Source organism: Marinospirillum insulare DSM 21763 (genome assembly GCF_000686905.1).
Classification (GTDB): Bacteria; Pseudomonadota; Gammaproteobacteria; order Pseudomonadales; family Halomonadaceae; genus Marinospirillum; species Marinospirillum insulare.
Genome location: NZ_JMLW01000045.1, coordinates 1 through 10,824 on the forward strand (window position 1 = coordinate 1; position 10,824 = coordinate 10,824).

A 10,824-nucleotide genomic window follows, 5' to 3' on the forward strand; every position below is an offset into this window, starting at 1 on the left:
CACCCCAAATAGGCTCAATAAAGCGTTTTTTTGAGCGTTGTTTGATCCTTTCTTCGGTAAATTCGTGAGCCTGTTTAGGCCGATATCCACGTTTGCCTGTATTACGTTTAAGCTCTCGACTAATGGTTGATTTGTGAACACCAAGCGTTTTAGCGATCTCAGTTTGGGTTAAATTGTTATCAAGCAGGGCAGATATTTGGTATCGTTGCTCTCTGGTGAGCTGTGTGTAGTGTCTCATGTTTGCTTCTCATTCTTGGTCGATTGAAAAGCATAAGATGCTACAGCAGCTTGCCATCCAATCCTAGTTTAATGAGTTGCACTTGAGAGTTGAATCCAGGGTTATACCGACAGTGTAGGTAGTGAGGATGTGAACTTTAAACTATCTATTAAAAGAGCATTAGCAGTAAAAAAAGTTATTTTGGAGCACAAGGGGCTATCTATTGAAGTAGAGGGTAAGGGGATGAATTTACCCATTGCAAACAATGAAACAGAAGCTGGTAGGCAACTAAATAGACGTGTTGAGGTGTACTTAAATGAATAGTTTTTTATTGCAGGGTCGGTTAATTTACCGTGAGCCACCCAAGCGTGATGGTGGTTCAATACTGATTCTTTTAGAAACGGGCATTGATAAAGAAAAAAATAACAAGCAAATTCAGAATGTTAACAAAGTGATTGTTAGAGTGCCCTACAGATTAGTGCATGTTTTTGATGCCATAGATGATGATGCCTATTTAGAATTGACGGGTAATTTGTTGGGTCGCGTTTATTATTCTATGGGCAGTAAAACGCCCATAGGTACGTTAAATCTGGTGTGCAGTGGTGTACAGGTTGGTAAGTTAAGCCACAAAATAAAGCCTGATGAAGTAGCGAAGCATTTGTTTTCTGACTTTACTATGAGTGGCCTAGTTAGAGGCATACAGCCACCGGCTAAAGATCACCAGCCTTTTGTACTGTTTTTACAGATAGAGCGACCTATTACACGTAATGAGGGGGAGTTGAGTCAACCTTCAGCCATTATTCCTGTGGTTGTACCTCAACATAAAGCTCACCTAATAAAAAGCTTGGAGCCTCAGGATTTTGTGGTGGTGAGTGGTGGTGTAAGCAGCACTCTACGCAAAATGCCGATACCTGATGTGCCTGGAGAGTTTGAAGAGCGTTTAGAAGCCAGTGTACAGCTAACTGCTTTAAAAAAATGTGCCATTATTCCAAATAAAATTTTTGAATCACGCAAACAAAGAGCTGAGCGTGAACTGAATGAAAAGCACCAAGCTGAAAATGAAGTGGTAAAAAGTGATGCTTGATGTAACACCTTTGCCGGTTTGTGCTTACCAGTATGCAGAAGCATACAGTGTGCCGCATCAAATTATTCAGGCAGTCAGAATTAAAGAAAGTGGAGGGAATCATGGAGTAGGTAAGGTTTGCGCTAATACCGATGGATCATGTGATATTGGGGCAATGCAAATAAATGAATGGTGGTTGCCAACGCTTCACAAGCAAAATATTGATGTTAACCTTTTAATAGAAGATGAATGCGTCAATATTGCTGTAGGAACATGGATATTAGCAGTTAACTTCTACCAGCATAAAAACTGGGCAGATGCATTAGCAGTCTACAATACAGGGAAAAAGAATACGGTTATTGGGCAGCAGTATGCTGAACAGGTAATCAAAATCTACAAGGCTTTAACTCCCTTTAGCGGTCAAAAAACACAGTAAATATATTTTAAATGAGGAATGCATGAATGTATGAGATTAAAACCAAATTAAACAAGGCTTTCTACTTTATGTGTGCGCTGGCTATCACGACTTTTCCTAGTTTTGCGTTTGCAAATGATTTAGATACTGAATTTGAACCCTTCATGAATTCTATCAAAGTCCTAATAACCGGCAGCTTAGGTAAAGCGGTGGCTTTAATAGCTTTATTACTTGGGGGGCTAATAGGACTTGCAAAATCAAGCGCTTGGCCTGCATTAACTGGTTTAGCCATCGCTGCTGTTTTTGGTTTGGGTCCCTTCTTAATAGAAACCATTTTTGATACCTTTAGTGCAATAGGCCCTTAGTAAAAATGGACAAGTATAAAATCCCTGCAAAGTTGGATGGCCCCGTACCTTTTTTTGCATGGGAGATTATCGACATGGTAGTTGCCATGCTAATACTGGGTGCAACCATATTAATGGGAAATCTATTGTTTGGTGTGATTGGCTCTGTGGTGGTCCTGAAATATGCAAAAAAGTTAAGGCAGGGGCAAAAGGAAGGGCAAGTACCTCATATTTTATGGCGTATTGGTATGAATTTAGATTCACCGCTACGCAAACATGGGGTTAATCCGCTAATTCTTGAGTTTTATAAATAATGCGATATTTAAACATACTCAAAAATCAATACAGGGTGTCAAGGGCATGGATGCTAACAACACTGGTATTAATTATTATCAGTATAGTGTTGGCAGTCACCTTGGTAAAGGCATCGAATAGTATGCCGGTTCGGTTAGTTAGTTATGACTATTTGGCTAACAATGGTTATGTAACAGTTAAAGAGGATGGGCTATCGGATGCCGTTGGTTACCTTGAAAGTATTGCAGCAGCAGACGTAACCAACTATACAACTTGGTCTAATAAAAATGCTGATAAGCAACATGCAAGATTTGTAAATAGGCTATCACCAGCACTTTATAACAAAATTGGTAAATCCATTTTGGATACCGGCAATAAAAAATCTGAAACTCAAGAAGCGCAAACATTTTTTATTGAAGAAACCAAGGTAAGCAGTGCTAGAAATACGGTTCAGGTTGTTGGGTTGTTGCGTATGTATCAGGGCATTGAAGTGAGTAAAAGCACAAAAATGATTTATGAGTTGGAGTACAACAACAAGAATCAGGTTCCCAAGATCACTTCGTTTAAAGCTAAGGAGTTAAAATAATGCGTAAAGTCGTGCATTTACTAATTTTACTATTAGCTTTTAACGCTAGCCTAGCGGTTGCCAAGACAGATAACTATGAAATGATGGTGAGTACCGTTGGCTACAACCGACTGATGTTTCCAGTACCTTACTCACAAATCGTTTTACCGCCAGATGCACAGTTATCTGAAGACCCAGTATCACTCCAAGGTAATTACGGCTTACTGATAAAGCCAGCTCAAGGGGCGCGACCAATCACTGTATTTGTTCAGTTGATTGATGGTAGAGCATTTAACGTTAATTTAATTCCATCATCCAAGCCTGAAGGTGCTGTTTTTAGATTCGCACAAGCAGATGATACGCAAGTAAAGCCAGCCAGTGTTAATCGCCCTGATGATGGCTGGATAGCGGATGTTTTTGTTCAAGCTTTTCAAAATAAAACCCCGACCGGCTTTGAGATAAGGTCAGACAATCTGCTACCCATTAAAGCTATTTTAGCGCCTAAAACTGGTGATAAGAAACCTGCTGACCAATTGAATCAGTTGGATTTAATGCCGGTTGCTATGTTCGATGGTAGTGGCTATAGGGTCAGAGTCTACCGTCTGGCTTCAAATAATGTGATCAATATTGAACCACGTGACTTATACAATGAAAGTGTGGTTGCTTTGGCGATAGATGGTGATGTGGTTAGTCAGCAGCATAATCCTACATTGGTTGTGTTGGAGGCTAAAGATGAGTAAAAAAAACAAAATAAAAGCGATTAACTTCCAGTCTGCTACTGCGTTTGCTAAAAAAATTAAGTTCAAATGGCTGATGTACTTTCTACTTCTAATCGTTGTGATGTTTTTAGTTATTGTTATGCAGGGTGGATCACAACAAGCAAATAAGGTGCGTAAAGCACCAGAATTTGTTGATGCTACACCGTTAAACACGGATGAGCGGCAGGTTTTACGTGATATACAAACTAACTTGCGTGAGATTAGGGAAGAAAGAAAGGTGGAGCGTGAGTCTGCTGCTGCTAAAGAACAAGCTTTAATAAAAAAATTAGAGTTGCTAGAACAGCAACAAGCTGAAGAAAAGGCTGCAAATAAATTAGAAATGGAGCGTTATAAAAAGCAACTGGAAGAAAACAATGAATTGGTTTTAAGTAAATTAGACAATAAAAATAAAGTGATTGATGGGACAGTACATATACCTGTTAATGAAAATAACGTTCCAAAAATACCACCACCACCGCCTATATATATCAATAAAGATGAGGATAAGCATGGGCGCTCAAACTTGCCTAGCAGTTCTACGGCTACACAGCAACCTATTGTAAGGTCACCCATTATTATAAAGGGTGATGCAAAAGGTGGTAATAATGTTTTGGTGGGTAGTCAGCCTCCAAAAGCTCAGAAAACAAATCGGCGTGTTAATAATTATTTACCTGAAGGCAGTTTTGCTAAAGCTACGCTATTAACTGGTGCAGATTTTGGGGCTGGTAAACAAACACAATCTAACCCACAGCCTACGCTGTTACGCCTGCAAAGTGATGCTGTTTTGCCGGGCATGGCTTCTTACAAGCTTAAAAGCTGTTTTGCCATTGCCAGTGGTTATGGTGAGTTGTCTAGCGGCAGAGTTTACCTGCAAGCCACACGCTTGAGCTGTGTCCAAGAAACTACTGGCGATATTTTATCTGCATCGGTGCTGGGTTACTTGGTTGATAGTGACGGTAAATTGGGCTTAAGGGGCACAGTAGAGCGAAGAGAAGGGATGCTGCTAGGTAAAGCTATGCTGGCCGGTTTTGCTGAAGGTATTGCAAAAATAATGACCGTTTCAGCACAAAACTCTGAACAAATAATTACTGGTGCAGGTGTAATGTCAAAATTAGATAAGGGTGATGCTGCAAACATGGCCGCGTGGAGTGGCTTTGATAGCGCAATGTCCAAACTAGCTGATAGGTACATAGCTGAAGCAGATAGCATTTTCCCTGTTATTGAAATTGATGCTGGTCGTAGGGCATCAATTGTATTTCAAACAGGGCAAAACCTAGATTGGAAGTCATCAGATGAGTTGGTGGAATAAAATGTTAAACAAATCAGCAATGGCCATTATAACAATGGCAGTGGTACTAACAGGTTGCTCAACAACCCATAGTTGTAAATTAGGTACTGAGTGCTATGGACTAGATGATGCGTATGAAGCCGCTGTAGAAAATGCTGGAAACCATGAAACAGTTTTTCCTGAATACAGTGCTAAGGGCAAAGGTTCAAAACCTAAAAATACAGCATCAGAATCAAATCTAGGCGTTCAATCATTTAAAGCCTACCAAGGGTTGAGATTAACAGATAAGCCAGTTTACCAGCCTCCTAAGCCAGTACGTATATGGATTGCACCTTGGCAAGCCAGCCTTGATTCATACACGCAGGCTGATCCTGTGCTTATGGGTGGTCAGTTTATGTACGCAACCATTCCTGGGCACTGGACAATGGGTGAGCTGCGCAAGAACGGGGGACTAGGTAAAACGTTACAACTAGAGCCTTACAACCTTCAAAAAGAACAAGAAAAAGAAGATGTTAGCAATAATAGGGTACAGCCAAGGCAGAAGCTTGTAGAGCTGCCTAAGGAAAAATAATGCCAATTAAAACTAATTTTCGTAGAGCAAAACATAAGTTACGCCGTGCTTTATCAGGTGCTGCACCTAGCTATGGCGATGATGCACTTACGATACAGGCGGCAAAAGCATTAACGGAACACTATAGTCCCAATTTTTTATTGCCTTACCATGATTTCGAAGATGGCTATGCTGTTACCGATGATGGTCACCGTTTGCAGCTAGGTTTTGGGTTTGGTTTGTCGCCAGCAATTGTGGCCGGTAAAGACATGGAGGAGCAGCTAGAAACTTTGATTAGTCGTGCGCCTGATGATGCCGTTATCCAGTTTGCAATGCATTCAACACCTGATATTGATTTTACGATAGAGCTGTGGAAAGAGCGGCGCTTAAAATACAACAAAGACCCCATTATTGAAGAAATGGTTAAGCGCAGAATGGCGCATTTTAAAAATGCATCCATTAACAGCAGTTTACTACCTGACCAGCAGCAACATCCCCGTGATATGAAGTGTTATCTTTTCATTAATATCCCCTACCAAAAAGATCCAGAGCATGCTTCTGAAGTAGCGACATGGCGTAAGCAAGTTGATGAATACCGTGATAGTGTTCAAGGTTCGCTTGACTCTATGGGGTTGTGGCCATCACTACTAAATGAAGCCGATGTATTAGCTTTGCTACGTGAGTTATGTAACCCACAAATTGCACCTAACAAGTTAAAAAGTACCTGCCCAACACAAATTAAGGGTAAAAACTTTAGGGATGCTTGTTTTGAACGACAAACAAAGCTAACCGTTAGATCCAACGGTGATTTACTTTTTGCAGACAATGACAATAAAAAAATAGTGATACCGATAACCGTTGACAGGTATCCGAGTGTTTTGCGCCTATACATGACCGGTGACTTATTGGGCAATATGAAAAGCCGTACAGATCGCATTGCACCGCCTTTCTGGATGTACACAACCATTCATAAACCTAATCCTGAAGCATTACGTGATCAAATGTCATTTAAGCTGGGTTTAGTATCTAAGCAGTGTTTATCAGATAGTGAGTGGTACAAATCGATGGTGCCGCACATTTTTCAGCGTAGAAATGAAACGCAAGAATTTTTAGAAAATACTCGTGGCAAGTTGGTGGGTGTTCGGATGTTTACGGGTATCAATATATTCTCAACGCCAGAAAGAGCTATCGTTGATGCTGAGTACTTAACCGGCTTATGGAAAAAAACTGAGTTTAAAGCGACTCGTGAAACCAATATCTCCTTACCTGTCTGGCAAGCTAGTTTGCCTTGGGCATACAATCCAAGAATTGACTTGCCTACAGAGGGGATTCAACGGGCACAACCCCTGACCAGCTTAAATGCCGCTACTGCAGCGATTGTGCAGTCTGATTGGGGTGGCAATGTACCAATCATAAAGAAAGACGAAGATGGCACACAATATCCTTATGCTAACGGTCTGCTATTACTTAGTAGACGTGGCCAACTAGCCTGCATTGATATTTTTGAAAGCCCCACAAATTACAACTTTGCAGTAATAGCTACCTCTGGTGCGGGTAAATCATTTTTTGCCAACGAAATTGTGTCTGATATTCGGGGCAGGGGTGGCATGGTACGCATTATTGATGCCGGTGGTTCTTATAAAGACTTGGTTGCGTTGATGGGTGGTACAGAAATACGCTTTGACCCATTAAACCCAAGAAGCCTTAACCCTTTTTGGGGGATGTCAAAACAAGACCTAGCGGAAATGATGCCTTTGTTGAAAGACGTTGTATCGCAAATGGCATTTCCTAAGGATGAGCCTAGTAACTATGAATATCAGTTAGTTGAAAAAGCTATTTTTGAGACCCATGCAAATATTGGACTCAAAATGGAGCTAACAGACATTAAAAACTGGTTTGATAGCCATGCAGAAAAGGGTGAGATTTATGCAAACCTAGCGGTTCAGCTGGAGCCTTATGCTAGCGGCAGGCTTGGAAGCTGGTTTAACGGTGAACCTAAGTTAGACTTATCTAATCCAGTAACACTTTTAGAACTGGATGAGCTTAATAACGACCCAGATTTGCGTACCGTTGTCCTTACCCTGCTAATGGCACAAACCACGCGAGATATGTACTTGGGTGACCGTTCATTACCCAAGCTGATGCTGACAGATGAAGCTTGGGATTTATTTAGCGACCCAAGGCCAGCCAAGGTGATTGAAACCGCGTTTAGACGTATTAGAAAATACTTTGGTGCGGCAGGGTTTATAACTCAAGGTTTTGCCGATACGGATATGTCTGAAGCTGCAATAGCCGCTTATGCATCATCATCTTGGCGATTTATCTTAAAGCAAACACCTGAATCATTAGCTTATGGTCAGCAGCACAAAAAAATGGGTGAGGATGATGGAATGATTTATGACCTGATTTCCACCGTTTCGCCTGGTAACGGTTTTTCAGAGCTTTATGTGCAGCATGAAACCGGTTCGGGTCTGTTCAGGTTCATAACTGATAAATACAGCTACTTAACCTACTCATCTAAAGCACAGGACATTACTAACTTAGAGAAAATACAAAAAGACCGTGGTATAGATCTAGCCCAAGCCCTAGCGCTTTATGCTGATGGTGAGCTAGAAAGAGACTAGCCCTCGAAAGACGAAGGATTTGAGTATGGTTGGTATTTCTTCAAAGCTGCTGCGTAGCATCATCACAATAACAATTTTGCATTTAGCCATAGGTGCATTTTTGTACCTATCAATGAACCCCAGCCAATACGAAAATTGGCTGGGGTTTTTAAATCATGCTGTGCCGGTTGACCTAACCCTTTTGACATTAAATAGCTATTTAATGGATGACATAAAAAACTCAATCGTTAGCTGGGGAAGTGTCTTTGCTGCTAGTTCAGCGGTCGGCTTAATGTTGCCCATTGCGTTTGTTGTCATTAAAAAAGTTGTTTTTAGAGGCAATTCAAAGCAAAAGCCAGCTTACCGTGGCCTTACGGTAACCATTGGTGAGGTGTACGCACCACAAGAACTAAAACTGGCTAGTAATAGATACGTTTGGCCTTCTGAAATAGATAAAGCACACCAGCCACTGCTAAAAGGTATTCTTAACTACCATGCAACAAATAAACGCCAACAATCAGCATCGGATACCGATACTTGCGATTCATTTTACCAGTACACGCTGGATTTAATTGATCTGGCCATAACCAAGTACGCTGATAGCCAACTGGTTTTAGTGGTAGCGGCACATGGTTTAGGCAGGTTATCGAAAGATGCAGTGCCTTATGCTAGTGCAAAAACAATACGGCAACTGGATGCTTGGTGGAAGCTAGAGGCCAACCAGCGTGATGTGATTGCCCTGGCTGTTGAGTACCAAGATAGCGTAGAAAGCATACCCATTAGCTTGCCCTATTTAGCTGCAACAGATCGTAGTGTTGTTTTGGAGCTAATCAAAAAACTAAAAGACGTTTTGCAAAGTTACCAAGCTGAAGAAGCAGTAGAATCTGTAATCGTTACAAACTCACAAGAACCTAAGCCAGTAATAGAAGAAGCACCTAAGCCAGAAGAAAACCCCAAGACGGATTTAACTGCTGGGGGGAGCTCAGGTACCTTGTTATTAAAGGCACTAAAAACTGCCATAGCAGAAACTTCTTTTCAAAATTACGGGCTACAAGAAGGTGTTAAGTCGCTTGGCTGGCGAAAAGGTAACCGGCTTTATTTGATGGAAAGAAGGCTAGCTGAACGCATAACAGAAATACTAACTGAAGATCAGTTAAATGCGTTGGGTGTGTGTCAGGGTGTAATTAAAACCTCTGATGCTATGTCGCCTATTACAAAAGCTTTGTGTGAGTTGAATGAATTTAAAGACTGGCTAGTGTTGGATGCAGAAACGCTAACCGGTCAAAACAAGGTAAAAGCATCACAACCTTTGTGGGTCATTCGGGCAGGGGATAAGGTGTTTGCTGGGGTGCTGATTATGGAATTACCCGAGGTGGAAAGAAGCATTTACCCCAAGGAAACTAGGTACGAGATTGCAGTACAATCAGTTTACCGTTCTGATAAGAAAAGGAAACCGAGTTTCCATAAAGAAAGTTATAAAAAAGTTGAGTTAACAGAGTTTCCAAAAAATATCCTTGTAGGACAAGGAGTTACCTTTAATGAAATGATGGGAAACACTATGGAAACTGTGGTGGAAACCAATAAGGAAAGTTTCCAAGCTGACCAAAATGATAGTTTCCCTATGGAAAGCCTGGATGAGTTGAGTGGCTAGCGTGATCAACTATACATTGACTAAATTCTAGGCTTTAAATTGGTTCAAAAAATCATTTAAAGCTTCAGGGCAATAAAATATTGCCCTTACAGGATTGTTAGCTGTGTTACTGGATACATCAACTAGGTGAAACTCTAGGTCTGGGATACGAGCTAGCTCAACGTCTGTTAAGCCGCTAAACTCCTCTAGGTTAATTGTAAAACACAACTCACCAGCACTGACTATGTGCAGTTCTGAATGGTTCATAGCTGATCTTCTCCCAAGACAATAAAGTACCCGTCATTGCTGACGGGGTGAATTTATTCTAGTTTTTGAATTGCAGCTAAAATCTTACTGCCCTCCAAAACATTTAGTGCAGCTGATACTAACTGCCTATCATTTTCGCATGTTGTTCTGTATTTGATTTGCACGGCATCTTGGCCAGAAACATTAATAAACGAAACAACATGGTTGTTTAAATTGATTAGTGCTTCTTTTTGCGCTTGAGTGATAGTGCCAATCATTATACGTATAGCCATAACTCATACCTTTTCATGTGTAACAAGCCCAAAATGGCTGTTTTCATAAATAGGTAAGGCAGGGGTGACAACTATAAAAAGGTTTATAGACCTTCAGAGCCATAGGGGTCATTAAAAATATTCTCATCTGTTACTTTATCTATTACATTGTCTGCTTCAGAAACAATATCAATAGCTTTATCGGCAAGTGAGTCTATTTCTTCGTTATAATCTTCTTTGGTAAGCTCTTTGCTTAATAGGCTATAGGCTTGCCTTTCAAATCTTGGATTCAACTTGCTAGTGCAACAGCCTGTAATTCTTCAAACAATACTTCATTTGGTGTTTTCATTCCAAGTGTTTTCCTAGGTCGGTTATTTAAACGATGCATAATGAATTCAAAATGCTCATCATCTAAGTGCTTAAAGCATGAACCTTTGGGGCAGTATTGACGTATTAAGCCATTTGTATTTTCATTCAATCCACGTTGCCAAGAAGCATAAGGGTCTGCAAAGTAAAAGTCACAATTCAGTGCTTTTGCAATGGCTTGATGCTCAGCAAACTCTTTACCATTATCTGCCG

At 40.8% G+C, this 10,824-nt stretch carries 16 protein-coding genes; 11 read left to right on the forward strand and 5 right to left on the reverse strand.

All coding sequences use genetic code 11. From position 1 onward, the window contains the following. Nucleotides 1-238, reverse strand: a 238-nt coding sequence (locus BP27_RS0112745) for a helix-turn-helix domain-containing protein (RefSeq protein WP_027851517.1), incomplete at its 3' end; no start/stop codon positions are given. 93 nt (nt 239-331) lie between these two features. On the opposite strand from BP27_RS0112745, the gene BP27_RS17035 reads away from it, so the two are divergent. Genes BP27_RS17035 through BP27_RS0112800 form a run of 11 tightly spaced genes read left to right on the forward strand, consistent with a single transcriptional unit; the run spans nt 332 to nt 9,748 of the window. Further along, a complete protein-coding gene (locus BP27_RS17035) occupies nt 332-541 on the forward strand; it encodes an OmpA family protein (protein ID WP_084324602.1) in 210 nt (69 codons plus the stop codon). Further along, nucleotides 534-1,301, forward strand: a complete 768-nt coding sequence (locus BP27_RS0112755; protein ID WP_027851871.1) for a hypothetical protein — start codon at nt 534-536, stop codon at nt 1,299-1,301. Before BP27_RS17035 ends, BP27_RS0112755 begins: the two co-directional genes overlap by 8 nt. Next, on the forward strand, nt 1,294-1,716 hold the full coding sequence (locus tag BP27_RS16855; RefSeq protein WP_051610574.1) for a lytic transglycosylase domain-containing protein: 423 nt from the start codon (nt 1,294-1,296) through the stop codon (nt 1,714-1,716). The genes BP27_RS0112755 and BP27_RS16855 overlap by 8 nt, the downstream gene beginning before the upstream one ends. 26 nt (nt 1,717-1,742) lie before the next feature. Next, entirely contained in the window at nt 1,743-2,060 is a 318-nt protein-coding gene (locus BP27_RS0112765; protein ID WP_051610575.1) for a TrbC/VirB2 family protein, read from the forward strand. Nucleotides 2,061-2,065: 5 nt separating this feature from the next. Further along, complete coding sequence (locus BP27_RS0112770; RefSeq protein WP_027851873.1) at nt 2,066-2,353, forward strand: type IV conjugative transfer system protein TraL; 288 nt, start codon at nt 2,066-2,068, stop codon at nt 2,351-2,353. After that, nucleotides 2,353-2,919 (forward strand): TraE/TraK family type IV conjugative transfer system protein, encoded by a 567-nt coding sequence (locus tag BP27_RS0112775; protein WP_084324603.1) that lies wholly within the window; start codon nt 2,353-2,355, stop codon nt 2,917-2,919. The genes BP27_RS0112770 and BP27_RS0112775 overlap by 1 nt, the downstream gene beginning before the upstream one ends. After that, nucleotides 2,919-3,638, forward strand: coding sequence for a hypothetical protein (locus BP27_RS0112780; protein WP_027851875.1), 720 nt, complete (start codon nt 2,919-2,921; stop codon nt 3,636-3,638). Before BP27_RS0112775 ends, BP27_RS0112780 begins: the two co-directional genes overlap by 1 nt. Then, a complete protein-coding gene (locus BP27_RS16860; protein ID WP_051610576.1) occupies nt 3,631-4,965 on the forward strand; it encodes a TraB/VirB10 family protein in 1,335 nt (444 codons plus the stop codon). The genes BP27_RS0112780 and BP27_RS16860 overlap by 8 nt, the downstream gene beginning before the upstream one ends. 1 nt (nt 4,966) lies before the next feature. Then, entirely contained in the window at nt 4,967-5,515 is a 549-nt protein-coding gene (locus BP27_RS0112790) for a TraV family lipoprotein (protein WP_036240313.1), read from the forward strand. After that, nucleotides 5,515-8,118: a TraC family protein gene (locus BP27_RS0112795; protein ID WP_027851877.1), complete on the forward strand. Its 2,604-nt coding sequence runs from the start codon at nt 5,515-5,517 to the stop codon at nt 8,116-8,118. Before BP27_RS0112790 ends, BP27_RS0112795 begins: the two co-directional genes overlap by 1 nt. A 25-nt stretch (nt 8,119-8,143) precedes the next feature. Then, the gene (locus BP27_RS0112800) at nt 8,144-9,748 is read left to right on the forward strand and encodes a hypothetical protein (protein ID WP_027851878.1); all 1,605 of its coding nucleotides are present in this window, start codon (nt 8,144-8,146) and stop codon (nt 9,746-9,748) included. 27 nt (nt 9,749-9,775) lie between these two features. Here BP27_RS0112800 and BP27_RS0112805 read toward each other — a convergent pair whose 3' ends face one another. The 4 genes from BP27_RS0112805 to BP27_RS0112820 form a co-directional block, all read right to left on the reverse strand. After that, nucleotides 9,776-9,994, reverse strand: a complete 219-nt coding sequence (locus BP27_RS0112805; RefSeq protein ID WP_027851879.1) for a hypothetical protein — start codon at nt 9,992-9,994, stop codon at nt 9,776-9,778. A gap of 53 nt (nt 9,995-10,047) precedes the next feature. Beyond that, entirely contained in the window at nt 10,048-10,266 is a 219-nt protein-coding gene (locus BP27_RS0112810; protein WP_027851880.1) for a hypothetical protein, read from the reverse strand. Between the two features lie 83 nt (nt 10,267-10,349). After that, nucleotides 10,350-10,538, reverse strand: coding sequence for a hypothetical protein (locus tag BP27_RS0112815; RefSeq protein ID WP_027851881.1), 189 nt, complete (start codon nt 10,536-10,538; stop codon nt 10,350-10,352). Beyond that, the coding region (locus tag BP27_RS0112820) for an IS30 family transposase (RefSeq protein ID WP_027851882.1) at nt 10,535-10,824 on the reverse strand (290 nt) is incomplete at its 5' end. The genes BP27_RS0112815 and BP27_RS0112820, both read right to left, overlap by 4 nt.